Source organism: Aquabacterium sp. T101 (assembly GCF_057219775.1).
Genome location: NZ_JBXVVZ010000001.1, coordinates 1,372,773 through 1,395,135, shown reverse-complemented (window position 1 = coordinate 1,395,135; position 22,363 = coordinate 1,372,773). Strand labels below are relative to the sequence as shown.

The window sequence follows — 22,363 nt, the reverse complement described above, 5'->3', positions numbered from 1 at the left end:
GGAGCCGGATTGTAGGAGGCTCAGTTCCAGCGCCAGGCGCGACCGGCATCGAGCCTGGGGCCTGGACGAATCGCGGCAAGTACATTCTCTCGATGCAACCGTACCGTCTCGACATCGATGGTCTGAGAGGACTGGCCGTGATGGCCGTGGTCGGCTTCCATGCGTTTCCCGCGCTGGTGCCCGGTGGCTTTGTCGGCGTCGACGTATTCTTTGTGATTTCAGGCTACCTGATCACTCGCGACATCATCGAACGACAGGGGGCCGGCACCTTCGGGCTGACGGACTTCTATGTCCGGCGCATCCGTCGCATCTTCCCTGCACTGTTGCTGGTGCTGACGGCCACCGCGGCCATCGGGTTCACCGTCCTGTTCGAAGATGAGCTGGTGGCGCTGATGCGGCACACGGCTGCGAGTGCGCTGTTCATGCAGAACTTCCATCTGCTGCAACTGGAGGGCTACTTTGCCCCGGATTCGCAGTTGATGCCCCTTCTGCACCTCTGGTCCCTGTCGGTCGAGGAACAGTTCTATCTGCTGTGGCCGCTCGCGCTGGTCGCTTGCCCTGCGAGACTGCGGTTGCACATGACGTTCGCCTGCATGGCCGCCAGCTTCGGCTTGATCGTCTGGCAGGGCGAAGCCGGCTACTTCCTTCCTCACACGAGGTTCTGGCAGATCCTGGCCGGCGCGGCCCTGGCGATCGGCGGTTGGAGACGAGACAGCTTGGGGACTCCGGGTCTGATCCTATGCGTCGCTGCTGCGCTGCTGTGCAGCAAGCACATGGGCCTGGGACTCACGTCGACCGTGGCCACGGTGGCGGCCGCCTGTGCCGTTGCAGGACGAAGCCGCCTTCTCGAAGTGCGCTGGCTGGTGGCCATCGGACTTGTCAGCTACCCCTTGTATCTGTGGCACTGGCCGCTGTTGTCGTTCCTGCGCATCACGGGCCACACCGGAAGTCTTGTAACCCTGGCGACCGTGGTGCTGTCCGTTGTGCTGGCGGTGCTGACGTATCGTTGGATCGAACGGCCCGTGCGGTCGACATATCGGCGTCAAGTCGCTGTGGCCCTCGCTGCGGGGATGGCGGCGGTGTCCGTGTCTGCACTCGTGATGGTTCCGGCCATTCCTGGCATGGTCCTGAGTCGGACGGACAAGGTGAAGGACCTGGAGCTGGTTCAGCCTACGGGTGGCGCCTGCGATGAGTGGCTGAAGGGGCCCCGGCAGGAGTGCGTCACCGACGGTCGACAGTTCCTTCTGCTGGGCGACAGTCATGCCGAAGCTCTGTTCAATGGCTTGCGGCAACAGCAACCGGGGAAGTGGTCCGTCATCGTTCGCCACGGTTGCGCTCCGGCCGACCTGCCGGGCATCCAAGGCAGGAAGTGCAGCTCGATCACCGATCTGCTGTCGGCGGTGGCGGCATCTGAGTACGAAACCGTGGTGCTCGCCTTCCGGGAGACCTACCCCGGATTGCCGGCGGCGATCGGCACGACAGTTCGGGCACTGGAAGGCAAGAGGGTCGTCGTTCTGACCAGCGTGCCGGATCTGTCGTTCTCGCCACGCGACTGCATCACCAGGCCATTGGGAAACAAGGTCGACTGCACTTTCCAGCGTTCGGACGCGCAGAGCCGCCAGGCGTCGTTGCGTTCGGAGATGGCAGCGTCAGGCGTGGAAGTCGTCGACGTGCTTGATGCGCTCTGTGACGGCCCAATTTGCCGTGTCGATCGCGGCGACATGCTGATGTACCGCGATCGGGATCACCTGAGTGTGCGAGGCGCGGTGAAGGTGGCCCAGCATGTGGTGGACGCAGTCAATGGCGGCAACTAGCGCGCTCAGTTCCAGCGCCAGGTCCAGATCGCGTCGAGCGAGTTGTCGGCGCCGCTCTGCGCGCGCAGCGTGAAGCGCTGGGCGGCGCGGTAGATCAGCTGCCAGGTGCCGGTGGTGCTGTTGACGCCGCGCTCGTAGCCCACGTACCAGCGCCGCGACAGCTGCTTGCCGAGCGTGACGACGGTCTCGCGCAGTTCGCCGTCGCTCTGCCGCACCGACAGCTCGTCGAGCCCCAGGTTGGCCAGCAGCAGCGTGTCCGGGCTCTCGTTCTCGCCGGCCAGGATCGCCAGCGCGGCGCGCTGCAGCAGCGCGGTGTCGGCGCGCGCCAGGCCGTCGCTGGCGCGGCCGAGCACCAGCCACGACAGCTTGTCGTAGTCGCTCATCTCGGGCTCGCTGACGAGGCGCACGCGCGGGGCCTGCGCCGTGCCGCCCACCAGCACGCCCACCTTCACGTCGAGGTTGGGCCGCACCGCGAAGATGTCCAGGCGCGGGTTCTCCGCCGGGCCGACGAAGCTGACCACGCCGCGCTCGATCTCGAGCTTCTGGCCGTAGGCGGCGTAGCTGCCGTCCTGCGCGCTGACCTGGCCGTTCAGCGCCAGCCGCCCGCCCGGCGCGCTGACCGTCAGCACGCCCGCCAGCCGGGTGTCCAGGCCGCGACCGCGCAGGCGCAGCTGGCGTCCCAGGTCCACCTGCACGCCCAGGCGCACGGCGACCGGGCGCGCCGCACGGCGGGGCGGTGCGCTGGCTGCATCGGCCGCTTCGGCGGCGCTGGCCGCGCCCGATGGCGGCGCCGGCCGCTGCGCATGGCGGCCGCCGCGCACGGTGATGTCCTCGTCCAGGCTCGGCGCGTCGCCGCGCGACACGTCGATCAGGCCCTCGTCGACGACGAAGCGGCCGTCCAGCGCGACCGAGCTGCGGTCCAGCGCCAGCGTGGCCTCGCCGCTGGCCACGATGCGCCGGTCGGCGCGGCCGAGCAGGCGGAAGCGCTGCGCCACGAGCTGCAGGTTCGTCACCGGGTCGGCACCGAGGGTGGCGCCGCCGGCCAGCCGCAGCGTGCCGTCGCCGCCCTTGAATTCGAAGCGTTCGATGCGCGCGTCGATGCCGCGCAGCGACAGCGCCAGTTCGCCGTCGCGCACGTCCACGCCCTGCAGCAGGTTGCGCAGTGCCAGGCCGCTGCCTTCCATGCGGCCCTCGATCTCCGGGGCGCCGAAGCGCCCGCCGAGTGCGGCGCTGGTGCGCAGCGTGCCGCCGACGCGCCAGCCCGGCGGCGTGAACGGCGCCCACACGCCGAGGTCGGCCACGCGCCACTCGAGCACGCCCTGCATCGGCGTGTCGGGCGCGGGCCAGGTGGCCTGCGGCGACACGCGCATCGACTGGGCGCCGGCCAGCACGCCCATGTTGGCGCCGGCCAGGGCCTGGGTGAAGTGCCAGGTGCCGTCGCCTGCCGCCATGGCCAGGCGCAGGTCGGTCAGGCCCAGCGGCTGGGTCACGCCGTCGCTGGTGACGGTGAGGTCGCCGCCGGCGCGCTCGAGCACGAGGTCGGCCTCGAAGCCCTGCAGGCGCCGCACGATGGCGCGACCCTTGACCGTGAGGTCGCCGCCGAAGCCGGCGTCGGGCTGCAGCCGCACCAGCCAGGGCGCCAGCGCCATCGGCTCCAGTTCGGCGTCGAGCGCGATCTGCGCCGGCTGCGCGCCGCGCGGCGCGGCATAGCGGGCTTCGCGCCAGGTGACGGCCGCGCCGAGCAGGCTGGCGCGGCCGGCCCCGGCGCCGGCCTGGACCAGCGCACCGGTGTCGTCCAGCACGGCCTGCAGGGGCACGTCGCGGGCGCTGAACCAGGGCTGCGCCGCGTCGCGGCCGCGCGCGTCCAGTTCGACCACGCGCGCCTGCCACTGGCCGGCCAGCGGCCCCGGCGGCGGGTTGCCGCGCGCGGGCGGCGGCGCCGCGGTCCAGCGCCCGTCGGCGCGCAGCAGCAGCCGGCTGCCGCGCTGCGTGCCGCCGCTGGGCAGGGCGTCGGTCCAGGCGGGCGGCCGCAGCGCCGACAGCGCCTCCAGCTGCAGCGTGTGCGAGGCCAGGCTGCCGCCGACGCTGCCGCGCATCGATTCGAGAGCCGTGCTGCCGTGGGCCACGCGCTCGCCGTCGATGGTGAGCGACAGCGCTGCGTCGCGGTCCGGACCGGCCTGCCAGCGTGCCGCCAGGCGCTGGGCCGACGCCGGCCCGACACGCAGGGCGTCGGCGCGCAGGCTGCCCTGCGTGCGCAGCGCCGGCCAGCGGCCCTGCGCCTGCACGTCGGCCTTCAGCGTGCCGGCCAGGCCGTCGGCGGCGCTGCCGGCGCGCAGCGCCGCCAGCAGCGGCCGCAGCGCGGCCAGCGCCGGTGCGTCCATGTCGAGCTGCCAGCGGTCGTCCTCGGCGCGCGGCGCGAGCCGACCGCGCAGGCGGGCGGTGCTGGAGGCCGCTAGCAGGTCGGCGTCGACGGACCAGCCGGGCTCGCGGCCGTCGGCCGACAGCACGCCCTGCAGCGGCACGCCGGCCACCTGGCTGGGCGCCAGCAGTTCCAGCCGGGCCTCGCCGCGAAGGGCCTGCCAGGCGGCCGCGGTGCGCAGCGGCCAGTCGGTGGTCGCCGGCGCGGACAGTCGCAGCTGCGCGCGCGCGTCGAGCTGGGCGCGCGGCGCCGTGGCCCACCACAGTGACGGATCGAAGCCCTGCGCCCCGGCCTGCCCGGCGACGCGCCATCCCGTGGCACGAGACCGCTCGACGGTGGCCTGCCCGTTGAGCTGCGCCGTGCCGGCCGCAGCCTCCAGGCCGTCGATCTGCACGCGCCAGTCGTCCGCGTCGCGCTGCGCGAGCACGGTGCCGCGCACGCGCGCAGGCGCGCCGCGCGCGCCGTCACCGCGGCCGTCCAGCGCCGCTTCGGCACGCAGGCGCTGCGTCGCGGCCGCGGGGCGCGATCCGTCCGGCGCGGGCAGGCCCTGCAGGTCCAGCGCCAGCGTACCGCCCAGCGTCATCGCCGGCGCACGCGCGTCCAGCGCGGCCGGCCGCACGCCCTGCAGCGCGAGCTGCAGGCGCACCGCGTCGGCATGCCAGTGGCCCTGGCCGCCGATGCGGCCGCCGTCGCCGGCCAGCCGCAGCTCGAAGCGCTGCACGTCGAGACGGTCGCGCCGGTCGGCCCGGCCGGACACGTCGAGGTCGAGCGCCTGCAGCGGCAGGCGCTGCGCGTCCCAGCGCCCGGCCAGCGCATTGGTCAGGCTCGCGCGCGCCGTCATCGGCTGGTCCAGCGCCCGCGTGTCGAGGGTGGCGCGGCCGGACAGCCGCGTCTGCGGCGCACCCTGCACCAGGGCGGCGAGGTCGAGGTCGGTGGCGCTGGCCTGCAGCGCCGCCAGCGGCCAGGCGGCAAAGGGCGACAGCGTGGCCTTCGCGTCGAGCTGTGCGCCGGCCGAGCGCGGGCTGGTCAGGCGGGCCTGGGCCTCCAGCGTGGACAGCGGGCCACGCGCCTGCAGCAGTGCCTGCCAGGGCCAGGCCACGCCGTCGGCCGAGCGCGCGTCCAGCGTGGCCAACACGTCGAAGGGCGCGTCGGCGCCGATCTGCGCCCGACCCTCGACGCGGGCCAGCGCGGTGCGCAGCGCGAGCTGCTCGACGCGGTGCTCGGCGCCGCGGCCGTGGCCCAGCTCGACGCGGGCCGTCAGGCCCGACACCAGCTCGCGGCCCTCGAAGTCCACGCGGTCCACGGTCAGGCCGTCGAGTTGCAGCGCCAGCGGCAGCCGCAGCGACCGCGGCGGGGACGGCGGCGTGGTGTCGGTGGACGCACCGATCTCGATGCGGCGCACCGACGGCGCCTGCACGTTCAGGCCGAGCCAGGCGCCGTCGTGCGGCCGCCAGGCCCAGTTCGTGTCGCGCCAGCCCAGGCCGTGCAGCACCACCGGGCGCGCCCCGGCCTTCAGCGTCACCCGCTCGGCGGCGAAGGCGCCGCCGAACACGCGGCCCTGCGCTTGTTCCACCGTCAGGCCGGGCACCTGCCGCAGCACCCAGGCCGAGCCGGCTTCGGTGTGCAGCAGCACGCCCAGGGCGGCGCCGGCCGAGGCCAGCGACAGCAGCACCGCCGTCCCGGCCAGGGCCAGCGGACGCAGGCGGCGCGGGGCGCGCGCGGGCGGGGTCGGGTTCAAAACGCGATGCCCACCGACAGATGCAGGCGCCAGCTGCGGACCTCGTCGCCCCAGGCGAGGTCGGCGCGCAGCGGGCCCACCGGGCTGCGCCAGCGTACGCCCAGGCCGGCGCCCCAGGCTGGCTTGAAGTCGCCCCAGTTCGCCGCGGCATTGCCCGCGTCGACGAAGGCCGCCCACCAGACGCTGGGCAGGCGCTCGCTCACCGGGCGCGCGATCTCGACGCTGGCGGTGGCGAGCACGCGGCCGCCGACGTCCACGCCGGCCACCTGCGGCGTCAGCGAGCGCCACGCATAGCCGCGCACGGAATCGTCGCCGCCGGCGCGGAAGCGCTGCGTCTCGGGCACGTCGACGTCGTCGCCGGCGAACACCTGGCCCAGTTCGACGCGGGCCTGCGCGAACCAGCGCTGGCCGAGCGGACGCCACACGTTGGCGCGCAGGTACAGGCGCGAGAAGTTGCCGCTGCCCTGGCCGGTGGCCCCGCTCTCGTCGATGCTGTGCACGCGGCCCACGCCAGTCTGCAGCGCCAGGCTCTGACCCAGCGTGGGCAGCACCACGCTGTCGACGTCGCGCCAGATGCCGTGGAAGTTAAGCGTGGCGGCGATCAGGTCGGTGCGGGTGCCCGCGCCAGACAGCGGCGTGACCACCGGCAGCGTGCGCACGCGCTCCACCTCGGCGAAGCCCAGGCGCTCGATGCGCTGCGTGTCGTAGCTGCGGCCCAGGCGCGCGCGCAGCGAGGTCACCACGTCGGTGTCGGACTCCAGCCGCTCGGCCGCGCCACCGAGCAGGTTGCGGTACAGCCCGGGCTGCGCATGCGAGGCCAGCTCGCCCTCCCAGGCCGAGCGCTTCGAGCCCCATTCGATCTTGTTGCGCAGGGTGGCGCGCTGGCCGAAGGGTCGCCGGTGCAGGTGCTCCGCCGACACCCGCGCGCCGGTGTTGGCGCTGTAGCCCACGCCCACGGTGGCCTGCTGCAGCGGCGCTTCGCCGACGCGCACCTGCACCGCCGCCGCTGCTGCGCGCGACGGGTCGGCGTCGAGCGTGACCGACACCCGCTCGAACAGGCCCGAGCGCTGCAGCCGCTCCTGGTAGTCCAGCAGCAGCGACTCGGACGCCGGCGTGCCGGGCGAGAAGCCGGCGAGGTTGCGCACGCTGGCGGGGTCGTGGCGCGCCAGCCCCTCGATCACCAGATCGCCGGTGCGGAACAGCGGGCCGGAGTCGGCCTCGAGCGCCAGCGTGGCGCGCGCGGTGTCGGCGTCGACGTCGGCGGCGGTGGACTGCCACGCCGCCGCGGCATAGCCCGCGCTGCGCAGGCGGGCCATGGCGGCGTTCTTGGCGTCGCGCCAGGCGGCGTTGGAGAACGTGCTGCCCGCGGCCAGCGGCCAGTCGGCGCGCCACTGCGCCAACAGGGCGCGGGCCTCGGTGTCGCCGGCCGCGGCGGCGTCGGCCAGCGCGCCGCGCACCTGCAGCGTGGCGCCGGCCACGCGCGTGCGCGGGCCGGGCGCGACGATCACGCGCACCCGCGGGCGCGGCGGCAGGCTCACGCTGTCGAAGCCGCGCTCGGTGCGCACCTCGGCGTCCATGTAGCCCTCGGTGGCCAGCAGCGCGCGCGCCTCAGCCGGCGTGGCGTTCTCCAGCCGGCGCAGCTCGTTGTCGCCGAGCGGCTCGCCGGCGGCGTCGCGCGCCAGGCGGGCCAGGTCGAGGTGGGTCAGCAGCAGGCGGCGCAGGTCGTCCGGCGCCTCGACCACCACGTCCACCGGGGGCGGGGGGGGCGGCGGCGCGTCGGCGGCCGGCGCCTCGCGCAGCGATGCGCAGCCGGCCAGCAGCAGCGGCGCCAGGGCAGCCCCCAGCCGGCGCCAGGCGATCGCGCGGCGCGTCATTTGGACAGCAGCCGCATCGCTCCTTCGAGGCCGGCCAGCGAGAGCGGGAACATGCGCTGGCCCATCAGCTGGCCGATGATCGCGATGCTCTGGCGGTACTGCCACACGCCCTGGGGCTCGGGGTTGATCCACGCGTACTTGGGGAAGGCATTGGTCAGGCGCTGCAGCCACTCGGCGCCCGCTTCCTCGTTGTTGTACTCCACGCTGCCGCCGGGCTGCAGGATCTCGTAAGGGCTCATCGTGGCGTCGCCAACGAAGACCAGCTTGTAGTCGCGGTTGTAGCGCCGGATCAGGTCCCAGGTGGAGAACTTCTCGCTGAAGCGGCGGCGGTTGTTCTTCCACACGAAGTCGTAGACGCAGTTGTGGAAGTAGTAGAACTCCAGGTGCTTGAACTCGCTCTTGGCGGCGGAGAACAGCTCCTCGACGCGGTGGATGTGCTCGTCCATCGTGCCGCCGACATCCATCAGCAACAGCACTTTCACCTTGTTGTGCCGTTCCGGCACCAGCTTGATGTCCAGCAGGCCGGCGTTGGCCGCGGTGCTGTGGATGGTGTCGTCGAGGTCGAGCTCGAGGTCCGAGCCCTCGCGCGCGAAGCGGCGCAGCCGGCGCAGCGCGACCTTGATGTTGCGCGTGCCGAGTTCCTTGGTGTCGTCGTAGTCCTTGTAGGCGCGCTGGTCCCACACCTTGACCGCGCTCTTGTTGCGGCCGGCCGCCTGGCCGATGCGGATGCCCTGCGGGTTGTAGCCGTAGGCGCCGAACGGGCTCGTGCCGCCGGTGCCGATCATGCGGTTGCCGCCCTCGTGGCGCTCCTTCTGCTCCTCGAAGCGCTTCTTCAGCGTCTCCATCAGCTCGTCCCAGCCCATCTTCTCGATGGCGGCCTTGTCCTCGGGCGAGAGCTCCAGTTCCAGCGTCTTGCGCAGCCACTCGAGCGGCACGTCCTGGGCGAAGTCGGTGAGCAGCTCGACGCCCTTGAAGTAGGCCGCGAACGCGCGGTCGAACTTGTCGAACTGGGCCTCGTCCTTGACCAGCGAGGTGCGCGCCAGGTAGTAGAACTTGTCCACCGTGGGGCCGCCGTCGTCGTCGATGACGCCGGCCTGCAGCGCCTCGAGCAGCGTGAGGTACTCCTTCACCGACACCTTCAGCTTGGCGGCGCGCAGGGTGTAGAAGAAGTCGATCAGCATCGGGCGGGCAGGGGCTGCAGCCGATTGTCGGCCAAACGGGCGCCGGGACGCTGCCTAGGGGGCCTTGCGCACCAAGGACCGCGGCATCGGCGTGGCCTCGAACCGGGCGCCGCCCCAGCCGTCGGCCACGAAGGCCATCTGCACTGCCACCGGGGTGCCGCAGTGGTCGTACACCCAGCGCTCGTCCCACCGGCCCGACACCAGGTAGGCCGACTTCAGCGGGCCCAGGGCCACCGGCAGGTAGCTCGCGTCGGCCGACACCGCGCCGGGTTCGGTGCGCACGAGTTCCATCTCCTGGCACGGCGGCAGCAGGTCGCGCGCAGCACCGGCGCGGGCGGCCGCCAGGGCCGCGGGCCGGGCGGCGTCGGCCACGCGCACCGACGCATGGGTGCCGCCCAGGCGCTGGAAGTAGCGCGCGGCGTCCACCAGCGGCCCGAAGCGCGACGCCGTGGCCGGCACGCGGTCGGCCAGGCCGACCAGCAGCGCCAGGTTGCCGGGCGCCGAGGTCTCGGCCAGCGCGGCGATGCCGAACGCGGTGGCCATCGGCTCGCCGCCTTCGAGGGCGAAGCTCAGGCCGGTCCAGGCCTCGGCCTGCACGCTGCGCTGATCGGCCGGCACGGTGGCCAGCGCGGCGCGGCGTGCCGGGTCGGGCTGGCCGTCGGCGCCCAGCGTGGAGAACTGCGGGTCGGCGGCAAAGGCGGTGAACAGCGCGGTGCCGCCGCTGGCCAGGCCCTGGGCCACGGCGCGCCGCGCGGCCGCGCGGGCGGCCTCCAGCGGCGCGGGTGACTTGACGGTGCCGGCCAGCAGGCACGACGCGGTGAGCGACCAGCCCTGGCGGTCGTTGGCCTCGGCCAGCTTGCGCGCGATGTCGCAGGCGCGCTCGCGGTTCTGGCGCGGCGGCGCGGCGAAGAACAGCGTGCGCGCCAGCGCGGCGCTGGCCTCGACGTCGCCCTCGTTGTGGGCCTTCTCCAGGATCACCAGCGCGGTGATGGGGTCGGAGTCGCCCAGCGCTGCCGCCTGGCTGACCGCTGCCGACGCGGCCAGCGCGGCCGGTGCCAGGGCGCACAGCAGCGCAGCCAGGGCGGTGCGGGCCCCCGGAACGGCCCGGGCCAGGCGGGTGCGGTCCGGCAGGGGCGCGCTCATCGGGGTCGGGCGAGCTGCCAGTCCAGGTGCGAGCGCACCGTGGGCCACTCGGCGGCCGTGATGCTGTAGACGGCGGTGTCGCGCAGCGCGCCGTCGGCGGTGCGCTGGTGGCTGCGCAGGATGCCGTCGAGCTGCGCACCCAGGCGCTCGATGGCGCGCCGGCTCTGCGTGTTCAGGCGGTGCGTGCGGAACTCCACCGCGATGCAGTCCAGCGTGTCGAACGCATGCCCGAGCAGCAGCCGCTTGCACTGGGTGTTCAGCGCGGTGCGCTGCGCGCTCGCGGCGGTCCAGGTGCTGCCGATCTCCACGCGCCGGTTCACCGCGTCGATGTTCATGTAGGTGGTCATGCCGACGATGCGCCCGGCCGCGTCGAACACCGTGAACGGCAGCATCGACCCGCGCGCCTGCAGCCCGAGCCGCCGCTCGATCTCCGCGCCCATGCGCTCGGGCGGCGGCACCGCGGTGTACCAGAGCTTCCACAGCTCCCCATCGCGCACCGCGTCGCACAGCCCCGCCTCGTGGGACGCCGCCAACGGCTCCAGCCGCGCCTGCGCCCCCGTCAGCACCACCGCCGCCGGCCAGCTCACGACGACCTCCGCCGCCAAACCAAGCCGTCGGCGCGGATCCGGCTCAGCCGGTCCGCCGCCGAAGCCCCCCCGGGGGGCAGCGACCGCGAGGGAGCGTGGGGGCTCATCGATTGTTCCGCTGCATGAACACCAGCTTCTCGAACAGCGTCACGTCCTGCTCGTTCTTGAGCAGCGCCCCCACCAGCGGCGGGATCGCGACCTTGTCGTCCTTGCTCTGCAGCGCCTCGAGCGGGATGTCCTCGGCCACCAGCAGCTTGAGCCAGTCCAGCAGCTCGGACGTGGACGGCTTCTTCTTCAGCCCCGGCAGGTTGCGGATCTCGTAGAAGCTCTTCAGCGCGGCGCCGAGCAGCTCCTTCTTCAGGCCGGGGAAGTGCACGTCGACGATGGCGCGCATCGTGTCGGCGTCCGGGAACTTGATGTAGTGGAAGAAGCAGCGGCGAAGGAACGCGTCGGGCAGTTCCTTCTCGTTGTTGCTGGTGATGAACACCAGCGGCCGGTGCTTCGCCCGGACCAGCTCGCGCGTCTCGTAGACGTAGAACTCCATGCGGTCGAGCTCGCGCAGCAGGTCGTTCGGGAACTCGATGTCGGCCTTGTCCACCTCGTCGATCAGCAGCGCCACCGGCTGCTCGGCGGTGAAGGCCTGCCACAGCACGCCGCGTACGATGTAGTTGCGGATGTCGCGCACCTTCTCGGAGCTGGCGGCGTCGGCGAGCTGGCTGTCGCGCAGGCGGCTGACGGCGTCGTACTCGTACAGGCCCTGCTGCGCCTTGGTGGTGCTCTTCACGTGCCACTGCAGCAGCGGCATGCCGAGCGACTCGGCCACCTGCTCGGCGAGCATGGTCTTGCCGGTGCCGGGCTCGCCCTTGACCAGCAGCGGGCGTTTCAGGGTGATGGCCGCATTGACGGCCAGCATGAGGTCGGGGGTGGCGACGTAGCCGTCGGAGCCTTGGAACTTCATCGGGCCAGTATAGGAGGGCAGGCCCCTATAATCCGCCGCTGTTTCGACCGGCCCCACCCCACACCTCATGATGCGCGCGCTCGTCTCCACCGTCCTTCTCGCCAGCCTGTCCTTCCTCGCCCAGGCGCAGGACGCCAAGCCCGCCGGGGCCGGTTCGGTCGCCGCCGGCGAGCAGAAGGCCCAGATGTGCATCGGCTGCCACGGCATCGTCGGCTACCAGGCCACCTTCCCCGAGGTGCACAAGGTGCCGATGATCTCGGGCCAGGGCGCCAAGTACATCGCCGCCTCGCTCAATGCCTACAAGAAGGGCGAGCGCAAGCATCCCACGATGCGCGGCATCGCCGTGTCGCTGTCCGACCAGGACATCGCCGACCTGTCGGCCTACTACGAGCAGCATGGCGGCACGCGCGCCCCGGTGCCCGAGCAGGCGCCCGCGGCCCGGACCGACGTGGCCAAGCTGTTCGAGAAGGGCGCCTGCGCGTCCTGCCACGGCGCCAACTTCAACAAGCCGATCGACGGCAGCTACCCCAAGATCGCCGGCCAGCATGCCGACTACCTGTACGTGGCGCTGAAGGCCTACAAGACCGAAGGCAATGCCAATGTCGGCCGCAGCAACGCCATCATGGCCGGCCAGGTGAAGCAGTTCACCAACGCCGAACTGCGTGCGATGTCGGAGTACCTGTCCACGCTGCCGGGCGACCTGCGCATCGTCAAGCAGAGCTACTTCCGCTGATCGCGGCCGCCCGCCGCGGCGGGCGTGTGCTGCGGGGCCGCGTCGCCGGCCAGGTCGTCCAGGATCGGGCAGTCCGGCCGCTCGTCGCCGTGACAACGGTGCGCCAGGTGCTGCAGCGTGCGCTGCATGGCCTGCAGTTGCTCGATGCGCTGCTGCAGCGCCTGCACGTGCGCCGCGGCGATCTGCTTGACCTGCGCGCTCGAGCGGCGCTTGTTGCGCCACAGCGCCAGCAGGCCGGCGATCTCCCGCGTGTCGAATCCCAGGTCGCGTGCGCGGCGCACGAAGCGCAGCAGGTGCACCGCGGTCGCGTCGTACTGGCGGTAGCCCGAGGCCGTGCGCGGTGCGCCCGGCAGCAGGCCCAGCGACTCGTAGTGGCGGATCATCTTGGCCGACACGCCGCTGGCGCGCGAGGCCGCGCTGATGTTCATCACGTTGGCATCCTCCAGCGCCGCAGCAGCAGCGCGTTGCCGACCACGCTGACCGACGACAGGGCCATCGCCGCGCCGGCGATCACCGGTGTCAGGCCGCCCAGCGCCGCGGCCGGGATGCCGACCACGTTGTAGGCGAAGGCCCAGAACAGGTTCTGGCCGATCTTGCGCGCCACGGCGCGCGACAGCGCCAGCGCCTCGGGCACCAGACGCAGGTCGCCGCGCATCAGCGTCAGGCCAGCCGAGGCCATGGCCACGTCGGTGCCGGTGGCCAGGGCCACGCCGACGTCGGCCGCAGCCAGCGCGGGCGCGTCGTTGATGCCGTCGCCGACCATGGCCACGCGGGCCCCGGCGGGCAGGCCCTCGCGCAGCGCGGCCACCACCCGGGCCTTGTCGCCGGGCAGCACTTCGGCGTGAACCTCGTCGATGCCGAGCTGCCGCGCCACCGCGTCCGCCGCCGCACGGTGGTCGCCGCTGACCAGCACGCAGCGCACGCCCTGGGCGTGCAGCGCCGCCACCGCCTGCGCCGCTTCGGGCCGCAGCGTGTCGCCGAAGGCGAGCATCGCGCGCACGCCGCCTTCGTCGAACAGCCAGGACACGCTGTGGCCCTCGGCGCGCGCGTGCTGCGCGGCGGCCTCCAGGGTGGCGTCAGGCACCAGACCCTGCTCGCCGAGCCAGCGCGTGCTGCCCAGGCGCAGCGCGCGGCCGCCAACCCGGCCCTCGATGCCGCGCCCGGCCACCGCCATCAGCCCTTCGGCCACCGGCGCTGCCAGGGCGCGGGCCGCCGCCGCCTCGACGACCGCCCGCGCCAGCGGGTGCTCGCTGCCGCCCTGCAACGCGGCCGCGTCGGCCAGCGCGCCGGCCTCGTCGTCGCCGGGCGCCGTGGCCAGCCCCACCAGTCGCGGACGGCCGAGGGTGAGCGTGCCGGTCTTGTCGAAGGCCACCACCCGCACCTGGCGCAGGGTCTCCAGCGCCTGGGCGTCGCGCACCAGGATGCCGCGCTGGGCGGCGAGGCCGGTGCCCACCATCAGGGCGGTCGGCGTGGCCAGCCCGAGTGCGCACGGGCACGCGATCACCAGCACCGACACCGCGTGCACCAGCGCCGCCTCCCAGTCGCCGGCGGCCAGGCCCCAGCCGACCAGGGTGAGCGCAGCCACCGCCATCACCGCCGGCACGAACACCTCGGCCACGCGGTCCACCGTCTTCTGGATCGCCGGCTTGCGCGCCTGGGCGTCCTCGACCATGCGCACGATGCGCGCGAGCATCGTCTCGGTGCCCACGGCGGTCACGCGCAGCACCACCAGGCCCTCGGCGTTGATGGCGCCACCGGTGACCCGGTCGCCGGTCTCTCGCGCCACCGGCAGGCTCTCGCCCGTGAGCAGCGACTCGTCGAAGTGGCTGCGGCCCTCGATCAGCGTGCCGTCGGTGGGCACGCGCTCGCCCGGTCGCACCACCACCTCGTCGCCGATGACCAGCGACTCGACCGGCACGCTGACCAGGACGCCGTGGCGGCGCACCGTGGCCGTGGGTGGCGCCAGCGCGCGCAGGGCCTCCAGCGCGGCCAGGGTGCGGCGCCGGGCGCGGGCCTCGAGCCACTTGCCCAGCAGCACCAGCGACACGACGACGGCCGCGCTCTCGAAGTACAGGTGCGGCATGCCCTGCGGGTCGCGCCACCACAGGGCCAGGCTCAGGCCGAACGCGGCGCTGGTGCCGAGCGCGACCAGCAGGTCCATGTTGGCACTGCGCGCCTTGAGCGCCTTCCAGCCGGCGCGGTAGAAGCGCGCGCCGAGCCAGAACTGCACCGGCGCGGCCAGCGCGAACTGCCACGCCGCGGGCAGCATCCAGTGGCGCCCGAGCAGGTCGCCGACCATCGGCAGCGCCAGCGGCGCGGACAGCAGCAGCGCCAGCACGACGCGCCAGCCCGGGTCCGGGTCCGTCCGCGGGCCGGCGGGCGGCGTGTCGGCGGCCGCACGGGCTTCGTAGCCGGCGTCGTGCACGGCGGCGAGCAGGGGCCCGGTGGCGGTGCCCAGGTGCACCACCCGGGCGCGCGACGTGGCCAGGTTGACCTCGGCCTCGAGCACGCCGGGCACCGCGCGCAGCGCGCGCTCGACGCGGCCGACGCAGGAGGCGCAGGTCATGCCGTCGACGACCAGGTCGGTGGTGTCGCGGCGCACCGCGTAGCCGGCGGCCAGCACGGCCGCCTCGGCCGCGGCCAGCGCCGGCGCACCGCCGGCCAGCTCCAGCTGGGCGCGCTCGGTGGCGAGGTTGACGCTGGCCGAGGCCACGCCGGGCACGGCCGCCAGCGCGCGCTCGACGCGGCCGACGCAGGACGCGCAGGTCATGCCCTCGATGGGGAGGTTGATCCGGGTCAGATTCGTCATGCACCCACTCTAGACCTTGCCATCATGTCAAGGTCTAGAGTGCAGGCATTGCGATTTCCCAAGGAGCCTTCATGAGCATCGAGCTGACCCTGCCCGACATGACCTGCGGCCATTGCGTGCGCACCGTCACCCAGACCGTGCAGCGGCTGGACCCGAAGGCCAGCGTGCGCACCGACCTGGCCACCCACACCGCGGTGATCGACACCGGGGTGGCGCGGGACTTGCTGGTAAAGGCCCTGGCCGAGCAGGGATACCCCGCCGCCGCATCGCGTTAACCCCACGCGGGCGCGGCAGGGGCCCTGCCTACACTGCCGGCCTCGGTTCCGACAGGAGTCTTCCCCATGCAACGTTTCGCCCGCCACGCCCTGGCCGCCGCCCTTGTCGGCGCGCTGGCCACCGCCGCCTCGGCCCAGACCCTGCGCTTCGCCAGCCAGGGCGACCCGCAGACGATGGACCCGCACTCGCAGAACGAGTCGTTCACCAATTCGGTGAACCAGCAGGTCTACGAGTACCTCGTGCACCGCGACAAGCAGCTCAACTTCGTGCCCGGCCTGGCCACGTCGTGGGAGCAGGTGTCGCCGCTGAAGTGGCGCTTCAAGCTGCGCCAGGGCGTCAAGTTCCACGACGGCAGCGCCTTCAACGCCGACGACGTGGTGTTCTCGATCATCCGCGCGCAGCAGCCCACGTCGCAGATCGCCGTGTACGCCAACGCCGTGGGCACGCCGAAGAAGATCGACGACTTCACGGTCGAGTTCGACCTGCCCAAGGCGAACCCGATCTTCATGGAGCACATCCAGCCCCTGTTCATCATGGACAAGGAGTGGAGCGAGAAGAACAAGGCCGCCAAGCCGCAGGACTTCAAGAACAAGGAAGAGACGCACACCGCGCTCAATGCCAACGGCACCGGCCCCTTCATGCTGGTGAGCCGCCAGCCCGGCATCCGCACGACCTGGAAGCGCAACCCCAACTACTGGAAGCCGATCGAGGGCAACGTGCAGGAGGTGGTGTTCACGCCGATCGGCAACGACGCCACGCGCAGCGCCGCGCTGATCTCCGGCGAACTCGACTTCATCCTCGACCCGCCGCCGCGCGACGTGGCCAAGCTGCGCAACACCCCCGGGGTGAAGGTGATCGACGGCCCGGAGAACCGCGTCGTCTTCATCGGCATGGACCAGTTCCGCGACGAACTGCTCTACAGCAACGTCAAGGGCAAGAACCCGTTCAAGGACGTGCGGGTGCGCAAGGCGCTGTATCACGCGGTGGACATCGAGACGATGAAGACCAAGCTGATGAGCGGCCAGAGCTTCCCGACCGGCGGCAACACGCCCTCGCCCAAGGCCTACTTCAACGACCCGAAGATCGAGGCGCGCCTGCCCTTCGACCTGGCCGCCGCGCGCAAGCTGATGGCCGAGGCCGGCTATCCCAACGGCTTCGAGGTGCAGCTCGACTGCCCGAACAACCGCTACATCCAGGACGAGGAGATCTGCGTCGCGCTGGCCGCGATGTGGGACAAGATCGGCGTCAAGGTCAAGGTGGTGGCCCAGCCGCGCGTGACCTACTTCCCCAAGCTCGAGAAGTTCGACGCCAGCATGTACATGCTCGGCTGGGGCGGCTCGGTCACCGACGCGGAGACCACGCTCACGCCGGTGATGCGCAACCTCGGCGCCGGCGGCATCGGCAGCTACAACTACGGCCGCAGCACCAACGCCAAGTTCGACGACCTCGCCGCCCGCTCCAGCGTCGAGACCGACCCGGCCAAGCGCCGCGAGCTGATCATGGCCGCGCTGACCGAGTGGAAGGAGCAGGTGCACACGATCCCGCTGCATCGCCAGGTGATCCCCTGGGCCGCGCGCAGCAACGTCACGGCCGTGCATCGGCCGGACAACTACTTCGTGTGGGAGTGGGTGACGATCGGCAAGTGAGCCGGCGCGCCGGGGCCTACCGCGGCCGCGGCGCGGCGTCGTACCAGTCGGGCGGGGGCAGCACCAGCAGCGCCCGCGCCGAGCCCACCGGGCCGTGCAGCCAGTCGTCCCAGCAGGCGTCGGGCAGGGGCACCACGGCCCGCTTCTCGTCGCCGGGCTTGTGCATGCGCGCGAGCAGCGCATGGTGGTCGGCGTTGACCGTGAGCATCGTGTAGCTCGGGTGCACCTCGCCGGTGGCACGGTCGACCCAGTCGTTGTACAGGCCGGCGAGCATCACGATCCGGCCCGGCGCGTCCGGCGCCGCGGCGGCGGCGCGGCGGATGCGCCACCACACGCACTTGGGGCCGGCCTCGTAGTTGGGCTCGTCGTACCAGGCCACCGGCACCAGGCAGCGCTGGCCGCGCGCCCACGGGCCGCGGAAGGTGCGCTTGGCCTCCAGTTCCTCCGAGCGCGCGTTGTTGGTCATGCGCGGCCGGTTGTCCGGCTTCGTGTCCTGGTCGCCGATCAGCGCGAACTGGCCCACCACCAGCTGCCATCCGGCGGCCGGCTCGCCGGGCACGCGCGGGCGCACGAAGGGGCCGCGGCCCCAGGGCCCGAGGCCCGGCTTCCAGCGCTCCAGCGGCGCCTCGCCGGGCGCCATGCGCAGGCGGGCGAAGATGTCCGCCGGTTCGGGCGGGCCGTACACATTGCTCACGGCGCGATGGTAGCCAGCGCGTGCCGGCGGCCCCGCTACTGGAACTTGGTGAGCATGCGCTCCAGCGCCATCGTGAACGGCGCTTCCATCATCGGCAGCGTCAGCAGGATGCCCAGCAGGCCCACGCCCAGCGTGACCGGAAAGCCGATCGCGAACACGTTCATCTGCGGCGCGACGCGCGCCACGATGCCCAGCACCAGGTTGACGAACAGCAGCATGCCCACCATCGGCAGCGCGATCCACAGGCCCATGCCGAAGATCTCCGCGCCCCAGGCCTGCGGCTGCATCGCGCGCAGGAAGGCGAACGGCGCCTCGCCCACCGGGAAGGCATGGAAGCTCTGCACCACCGCCGCCACCACCAGCAGGTGGGCATTGGCGGCGATGAACAGGAAGGCCACCGTGGTGCCGAAGAAGCGGCTGGTCGCCGTGCCCTGCGAGCCGGTGGCCGGGTCGAACAGGCCGGCGTAGTTCAGGCCCATCTGCAGCCCGATCAGCTCGCCGGCGAACTCCACCGCGGCGAACACGATGCGCACCGCGAAGCCCAGCGTGATGCCGATCAGCAGGTTCTGAACGATCAGCGCGAAGGCGGCCGGCGAGTCCAGCGGTACCACCGGCATCGGCGGCAGCGAGCCCTGCGCGGCCACGACGATCAGCATCGACAGCGCGACGCGCACCCGCACCGGCACCGTGCGCTGGCCCAGCACCGGCAGCGCCGAGAACAGCGCCAGCACGCGCACGAACGGCCACAGCACCGGGCTCAGCCAACCCAGCAGCTGTGCCTCGGTGAAGGTCAGCATCAGCCGACGGCTTGCGGAATGGCCTGCAGCACGCGCTGCAGGTACTCGACCAGCGTGGTCATCATCCACGGGCCGGCCACGGCCAGCACCACCACCGCGGCGACGATCTTGGGCACGAAGGACAGCGTGGCCTCGTTGATCTGCGTGGCGGCCTGGAACACGCTGACCACCAGGCCCACCACCAGCACGGCCAGCAGCACCGGGGCGCTGACGGTGAGCAGCATCATCAGGCCCTGCTGGCCGGCGCCGAAGACGGAAGAGGCATTCATGGGGGACTCGGTCGGTGGATCGGGTTCAGGTGGCGAAGGACGCGGCCAGCGAGCCGAGCAGCAGGTTCCAGCCGTCGGCCAGCACGAACAGCATCAGCTTGAAGGGCAGGGCCACCAGCACGGGGCTCAGCATCATCATGCCCAGCGACATCAGCACGCTGGCCACCACCATGTCGATGATCAGGAACGGGATGAAGATCATGAAGCCGATCTGGAACGCGCTCTTGAGCTCGCTCGTCACGAAGGCCGGCACCAGCACCTTCAGCGGTACCGCGTCGCCCTGGGTGTCGGGCGGCAGCTTGGCCAGGCGCGCGAACAGCATCACGTCGGCCTGGCGCGTCTGCTTGAGCATGAACTCGCGCATCGGCGCCTCGCCGCGGCGAAACGCCTCCTCGGCGGCGATGCGGTTCTCGGAGAACGGCTTCCAGGCCTGCTCGTAGACCTTGTCGAAGGTCGGGCTCATCACGAAGAACGTGAGGAACAGGCTCAGGCCGATGATCACCTGGTTGGGTGGCGCGGCCTGGGTGCCCAGCGCCTGGCGCAGCAGTGACAGCACGATGACGATGCGGGTGAAGCCGGTCATCAGCAGCAGCAGCGCGGGCAGGAACGACAGCGCGGTGAAGAACAGCAGGGTCTGGATCGGCACCGAGTAGCTGGTGCCGCCGGGCCCCTGGCCCACCATCAGCGGCAGCGTCGGCCCCGCGCCCTGCGTCTGGGCTAAAGCCAGTGCAGGAACGGCCGAAATCACCGACAGGGCGAAGGCGCGCCCCCAGCGCAGGCGGCGGTCAGTGCGCATCGGGCCCGTCCGTCGTGCGGCGCGACTGCAGCCGCCCCAGCAGCTGGGCGAACGGCGCACCGGCGCCGGGTGCGCCCGGTGCCGGCTCGCTGTCCTGCGGGGCCATCTCGTGCAGTGTCGTGATCTGCTGACCGGTCACGCCCAGCACCAGCCAGCGCCGTGCTTCGCCGCGGCCGACTTCCACCGTCACCAGCCGCTGCGCGGGCGACAGCGGCAGCACCGCCACCGTGCGCATCAGCCCGTTGGAGGCGCCGCCGCCGGCCGGCGTGCGCTTGAGCAGCCACAGCGCGGCCGGGATCGCGGCCACGACGGCGGCGAACCACAGCAGCGACGTGAACAGCGACGAAGCGGTCATCGGACCACCCTCCGCGCCGGGCGCTGCGGGATGAGCGCTGGGGAGCGGCCCGGCGCGCTCATGTCTTGGACAGGCGGCGCATGCGCTCGCTCGGCGTGACGATGTCGGTCAGGCGGATGCCGAACTTGTCGTTGACGACCACCACCTCGCCCTGGGCGATGAGGAAGCCGTTGACGAGCACGTCCATCGGCTCGCCGGCCAGGGTTTCCAGTTCCACCACCGAGCCCTGCGCGAGCTGCAGGATGTGCTTGATGGGGATGCGCGTGCGGCCCAGCTCCACGGTCAGCTGCACCGGGATGTCCAGGATCATGCTGATGTCGTTGCCGGACCCGGTGAGCCCGGGCGTGGCCTGCGCGAAGTTGGCGAACTGCGCGGGGGCCACCTGCTCCACCTCGGTCGCGGGCGCGGCGGGCTTGCTCTCGGCCAGCGCGGCCGCCCATTCGGCCGCCATCGCGTCCTGGGCGTCGTCGGCGGGGGCGGCGGTGTTTTCAGCTGACATTCGATTCTCCCAGCCAGCCCTGGTTGGAGCTGGAAATCAGTCGGTCGATCTTGATCGCGTAGCGGTTGTTGGCCATGCCGTAGGTGCAGTCGAACACCGGCACGCCGTCCACCTTGGCCTGGATCGCGGGCTGCAGGTCGAGCTCGACGAAGTCGCCCGGCTTGAAGGCGAGCAGCTGCTCCACCGTGGCCTGCGTCGACGCCAGCTCGGCCACCAGGTCCACCTCGGCGGACTGGATCTGCGTCTGCAGCAGGTTGATCCAGCGCCGGTCGGGCTCGGCGGAGTCGCCCTGGATCGTGCTGTAGAGCACGTCGCGGATCGGCTCCAGCGTGGAGTAGGGGATGCAGAAGTGCACCGCGCCCGAGGTCTCGCCGATCTCCAGCGTGAAGCTGGTGGCCACGACGATCTCGCTGGGCGAGGCGATGTTGGCGAACTGCGGCTGCATCTCCGAGCGCTGGTAGGTCAGCTCCAGCGGGTAGATGCCGTGCCAGGCCTTCTTGAATTCGGCGCAGATCGTCTCCACCAGGCGCAGGATCACGCGCTGCTCGGTGGGGCTGAAGTCGCGGCCCTCGATGCGGGTGTGGTACTTGCCGGCGCCGCCGAACAGCGCGTCGATCACCGCGAACACCACGTTCGGGTCGCACACGATCAGGCCCGAGCCGCGCAGCGGCTTGACGCTGACGATGTTGAAGTTGGTCGGCACCACGATCTCGCGCAGGAAGGCGCTGTACTTCTGCACCTTGATGCCGCCGATGGAGACTTCCGGGCTCTTGCGGATGAAGTTGAACAGCCCGATGCGGATGTTGCGCGCGAAGCGCTCGTTGATGATCTCCATCGTGGGCATGCGCCCACGGACGATGCGCTCCTGGCTGGCCAGGTCGTAGTTGCGGATGCCACCCTGCGGCTCTTCCTCCTGCTCGAGCTTCTGGCTCTCGCCGGTGATGCCCTGCAGGAGTGCGTCGACTTCGTCCTGCGAAAGAATCTGCTGATTCATCGCCTTGCCGTGTTCCGGGTCACTGGATGATGAAGTTGGAGAAGTGCACGGCGCGGATCGGCGGCTCGTCGTAGCCGTCCTTCGCGTCCTTCTTGCCGCCCTCGGGCGGGTGCGGCAACGGCGGCGTGGCCTCGTAGCCCAGCGGCTTCAGCGCGGCCGCGCGCACCTCGGTGGCCAGTCGCACCTTGCCCTCGTGCTCCATCAGCTCGCCGGCGGTCTTGCTGGCCAGCACGAGCAGGATGTTGTTGCGGATCGCCGGCATGTAGGCCTTGAGCAGGTCGCCGGCCTTGGCGTCGATGAGTTCCAGCGTCATGCCCACCTGCGCATAGCGCTCGGCGTCGCGGTCGGCCAGGTTCACGGTGAACGGGTCCAGCGGCACGAAGGTCGGTGCGTGCTTCAGGTCGGCCTTGGGCACCTTGGGCTCGTCCGCGCCGCGCTTGGCGGCCGCGCCTTCGCCCTCGCCGCCTTCCTCGGCCTCGGCCGCGGCGGCAGCCGCCTCGGCGGCCTTCTTCTTCATCAGGTACCAGGCGGCGCCACCGCCGCCGGCGGCCAGCAGCAGCACCACCGCCGCGATGATGACGATGAGCTTCTTCTTGCCGCGCGACGGCGCAGCCGCGGCGGCTTCGGGGCTGTCGGCTTCGGCTTTCGAGGCGGCTGCGGCGGCCATGCAAAGACTCCTGAGTCAGTGCGGCGCGCGCGCCGGAAGGCCGCGCACCGCAAGGTTTCCTGGCATCGATTCTGTGGAACGGGCCCCGTTTGGAACCCCCGATAAGGCCGGTGT

The 22,363-nt window shown here is 72.0% G+C and carries 20 protein-coding genes; 4 read left to right on the top strand and 16 right to left on the bottom strand.

Going from position 1 to position 22,363, the window contains the following annotated elements; all coding sequences use genetic code 11:
* The first annotated feature begins 92 nt into the window (after nt 1-92).
* Nucleotides 93-1,814 carry an acyltransferase family protein gene (locus AC2EAQ_RS06620; protein WP_484641032.1) on the top strand — a complete coding sequence of 574 codons (1,722 nt, stop codon included), beginning with the start codon at nt 93-95 and terminating at the stop codon, nt 1,812-1,814.
* A 5-nt stretch (nt 1,815-1,819) separates the two neighbouring features.
* On the opposite strand, the gene AC2EAQ_RS06615 is transcribed toward AC2EAQ_RS06620, so the two are convergent.
* From AC2EAQ_RS06615 to AC2EAQ_RS06590, 6 genes are all read right to left on the bottom strand, one after another.
* Nucleotides 1,820-5,971, bottom strand: a complete 4,152-nt coding sequence (locus AC2EAQ_RS06615) for a translocation/assembly module TamB domain-containing protein (protein WP_484641031.1) — start codon at nt 5,969-5,971, stop codon at nt 1,820-1,822.
* Nucleotides 5,968-7,845, bottom strand: coding sequence for an autotransporter assembly complex protein TamA (locus AC2EAQ_RS06610; protein ID WP_484641030.1), 1,878 nt, complete (start codon nt 7,843-7,845; stop codon nt 5,968-5,970). Before AC2EAQ_RS06610 ends, AC2EAQ_RS06615 begins: the two co-directional genes overlap by 4 nt.
* Nucleotides 7,842-9,026: a vWA domain-containing protein gene (locus AC2EAQ_RS06605; RefSeq protein WP_484641029.1), complete on the bottom strand. Its 1,185-nt coding sequence runs from the start codon at nt 9,024-9,026 to the stop codon at nt 7,842-7,844. Before AC2EAQ_RS06605 ends, AC2EAQ_RS06610 begins: the two co-directional genes overlap by 4 nt.
* A gap of 54 nt (nt 9,027-9,080) precedes the next feature.
* The gene (locus AC2EAQ_RS06600; protein ID WP_484641028.1) at nt 9,081-10,169 is read right to left on the bottom strand and encodes a hypothetical protein; all 1,089 of its coding nucleotides are present in this window, start codon (nt 10,167-10,169) and stop codon (nt 9,081-9,083) included.
* Nucleotides 10,166-10,756, bottom strand: coding sequence for a GNAT family N-acetyltransferase (locus AC2EAQ_RS06595; protein ID WP_484641027.1), 591 nt, complete (start codon nt 10,754-10,756; stop codon nt 10,166-10,168). Before AC2EAQ_RS06595 ends, AC2EAQ_RS06600 begins: the two co-directional genes overlap by 4 nt.
* A 103-nt stretch (nt 10,757-10,859) precedes the next feature.
* Nucleotides 10,860-11,714 carry an AAA family ATPase gene (locus AC2EAQ_RS06590; RefSeq protein ID WP_484641026.1) on the bottom strand — a complete coding sequence of 285 codons (855 nt, stop codon included), beginning with the start codon at nt 11,712-11,714 and terminating at the stop codon, nt 10,860-10,862.
* A gap of 70 nt (nt 11,715-11,784) precedes the next feature.
* Here AC2EAQ_RS06590 and AC2EAQ_RS06585 point away from each other — a divergent pair, with 70 nt between their 5' ends.
* Nucleotides 11,785-12,447: a c-type cytochrome gene (locus AC2EAQ_RS06585; protein ID WP_484641196.1), complete on the top strand. Its 663-nt coding sequence runs from the start codon at nt 11,785-11,787 to the stop codon at nt 12,445-12,447.
* Here the strand turns inward: AC2EAQ_RS06585 and cueR are convergent.
* A complete protein-coding gene (cueR, locus tag AC2EAQ_RS06580) occupies nt 12,435-12,875 on the bottom strand; it encodes a Cu(I)-responsive transcriptional regulator (RefSeq protein WP_484641025.1) in 441 nt (146 codons plus the stop codon). The genes AC2EAQ_RS06585 and cueR overlap by 13 nt on opposite strands.
* Nucleotides 12,875-15,256, bottom strand: a complete 2,382-nt coding sequence (locus tag AC2EAQ_RS06575; protein WP_484641024.1) for a heavy metal translocating P-type ATPase — start codon at nt 15,254-15,256, stop codon at nt 12,875-12,877. The genes cueR and AC2EAQ_RS06575 overlap by 1 nt, the downstream gene beginning before the upstream one ends.
* A 71-nt stretch (nt 15,257-15,327) precedes the next feature.
* On the opposite strand from AC2EAQ_RS06575, the gene AC2EAQ_RS06570 reads away from it, so the two are divergent.
* Together AC2EAQ_RS06570 and AC2EAQ_RS06565 are read left to right on the top strand one after the other, a co-directional pair.
* Nucleotides 15,328-15,531: a heavy-metal-associated domain-containing protein gene (locus AC2EAQ_RS06570; protein ID WP_484641023.1), complete on the top strand. Its 204-nt coding sequence runs from the start codon at nt 15,328-15,330 to the stop codon at nt 15,529-15,531.
* Nucleotides 15,532-15,597: 66 nt separating this feature from the next.
* Nucleotides 15,598-17,178, top strand: a complete 1,581-nt coding sequence (locus AC2EAQ_RS06565; protein ID WP_484641022.1) for an ABC transporter substrate-binding protein — start codon at nt 15,598-15,600, stop codon at nt 17,176-17,178.
* Nucleotides 17,179-17,194: 16 nt separating this feature from the next.
* Here the strand turns inward: AC2EAQ_RS06565 and AC2EAQ_RS06560 are convergent, their stop codons facing one another.
* Genes AC2EAQ_RS06560 through AC2EAQ_RS06525 form a run of 8 tightly spaced genes read right to left on the bottom strand, consistent with a single transcriptional unit; the run spans nt 17,195 to nt 22,249 of the window.
* Nucleotides 17,195-17,872, bottom strand: coding sequence for an SOS response-associated peptidase family protein (locus AC2EAQ_RS06560; RefSeq protein ID WP_484641021.1), 678 nt, complete (start codon nt 17,870-17,872; stop codon nt 17,195-17,197).
* Between the two features lie 35 nt (nt 17,873-17,907).
* The gene (gene fliR / locus AC2EAQ_RS06555; protein WP_484641020.1) at nt 17,908-18,669 is read right to left on the bottom strand and encodes a flagellar biosynthetic protein FliR; all 762 of its coding nucleotides are present in this window, start codon (nt 18,667-18,669) and stop codon (nt 17,908-17,910) included.
* Nucleotides 18,669-18,938, bottom strand: a complete 270-nt coding sequence (gene fliQ / locus AC2EAQ_RS06550) for a flagellar biosynthesis protein FliQ (RefSeq protein ID WP_484641019.1) — start codon at nt 18,936-18,938, stop codon at nt 18,669-18,671. Before fliQ ends, fliR begins: the two co-directional genes overlap by 1 nt.
* 25 nt (nt 18,939-18,963) lie before the next feature.
* Nucleotides 18,964-19,734, bottom strand: coding sequence for a flagellar type III secretion system pore protein FliP (fliP, locus tag AC2EAQ_RS06545; RefSeq protein ID WP_484641018.1), 771 nt, complete (start codon nt 19,732-19,734; stop codon nt 18,964-18,966).
* Nucleotides 19,724-20,089 (bottom strand): FliO/MopB family protein, encoded by a 366-nt coding sequence (locus AC2EAQ_RS06540; RefSeq protein ID WP_484641017.1) that lies wholly within the window; start codon nt 20,087-20,089, stop codon nt 19,724-19,726. Before AC2EAQ_RS06540 ends, fliP begins: the two co-directional genes overlap by 11 nt.
* Nucleotides 20,090-20,147: 58 nt before the next feature.
* Entirely contained in the window at nt 20,148-20,588 is a 441-nt protein-coding gene (gene fliN / locus AC2EAQ_RS06535) for a flagellar motor switch protein FliN (RefSeq protein ID WP_484641016.1), read from the bottom strand.
* Nucleotides 20,578-21,582, bottom strand: coding sequence for a flagellar motor switch protein FliM (gene fliM / locus AC2EAQ_RS06530; RefSeq protein ID WP_484641015.1), 1,005 nt, complete (start codon nt 21,580-21,582; stop codon nt 20,578-20,580). The genes fliN and fliM overlap by 11 nt, the downstream gene beginning before the upstream one ends.
* A gap of 19 nt (nt 21,583-21,601) precedes the next feature.
* Nucleotides 21,602-22,249 (bottom strand): flagellar basal body-associated FliL family protein, encoded by a 648-nt coding sequence (locus AC2EAQ_RS06525; protein ID WP_484641014.1) that lies wholly within the window; start codon nt 22,247-22,249, stop codon nt 21,602-21,604.
* Nucleotides 22,250-22,363 lie beyond the last annotated feature (114 nt).

Coding starts and splice junctions, on each gene's coding strand:
- AC2EAQ_RS06620 (WP_484641032.1), top strand. CDS start 93: ATGCAACCGTACCGTCTCGACATCGATGGTCTGAGAGGACTGGCCGTG.
- AC2EAQ_RS06610 (WP_484641030.1), bottom strand. CDS start 7,845: ATGACGCGCCGCGCGATCGCCTGGCGCCGGCTGGGGGCTGCCCTGGCG.
- AC2EAQ_RS06605 (WP_484641029.1), bottom strand. CDS start 9,026: ATGCTGATCGACTTCTTCTACACCCTGCGCGCCGCCAAGCTGAAGGTG.
- AC2EAQ_RS06600 (WP_484641028.1), bottom strand. CDS start 10,169: ATGAGCGCGCCCCTGCCGGACCGCACCCGCCTGGCCCGGGCCGTTCCG.
- AC2EAQ_RS06590 (WP_484641026.1), bottom strand. CDS start 11,714: ATGAAGTTCCAAGGCTCCGACGGCTACGTCGCCACCCCCGACCTCATG.
- AC2EAQ_RS06585 (WP_484641196.1), top strand. CDS start 11,785: ATGCGCGCGCTCGTCTCCACCGTCCTTCTCGCCAGCCTGTCCTTCCTC.
- cueR (WP_484641025.1), bottom strand. CDS start 12,875: ATGAACATCAGCGCGGCCTCGCGCGCCAGCGGCGTGTCGGCCAAGATG.
- AC2EAQ_RS06575 (WP_484641024.1), bottom strand. CDS start 15,256: ATGACGAATCTGACCCGGATCAACCTCCCCATCGAGGGCATGACCTGC.
- AC2EAQ_RS06570 (WP_484641023.1), top strand. CDS start 15,328: ATGAGCATCGAGCTGACCCTGCCCGACATGACCTGCGGCCATTGCGTG.
- AC2EAQ_RS06565 (WP_484641022.1), top strand. CDS start 15,598: ATGCAACGTTTCGCCCGCCACGCCCTGGCCGCCGCCCTTGTCGGCGCG.
- fliR (WP_484641020.1), bottom strand. CDS start 18,669: ATGCTGACCTTCACCGAGGCACAGCTGCTGGGTTGGCTGAGCCCGGTG.
- fliQ (WP_484641019.1), bottom strand. CDS start 18,938: ATGAATGCCTCTTCCGTCTTCGGCGCCGGCCAGCAGGGCCTGATGATG.
- fliP (WP_484641018.1), bottom strand. CDS start 19,734: ATGCGCACTGACCGCCGCCTGCGCTGGGGGCGCGCCTTCGCCCTGTCG.
- AC2EAQ_RS06540 (WP_484641017.1), bottom strand. CDS start 20,089: ATGACCGCTTCGTCGCTGTTCACGTCGCTGCTGTGGTTCGCCGCCGTC.
- fliN (WP_484641016.1), bottom strand. CDS start 20,588: ATGTCAGCTGAAAACACCGCCGCCCCCGCCGACGACGCCCAGGACGCG.
- fliM (WP_484641015.1), bottom strand. CDS start 21,582: ATGAATCAGCAGATTCTTTCGCAGGACGAAGTCGACGCACTCCTGCAG.
- AC2EAQ_RS06525 (WP_484641014.1), bottom strand. CDS start 22,249: ATGGCCGCCGCAGCCGCCTCGAAAGCCGAAGCCGACAGCCCCGAAGCC.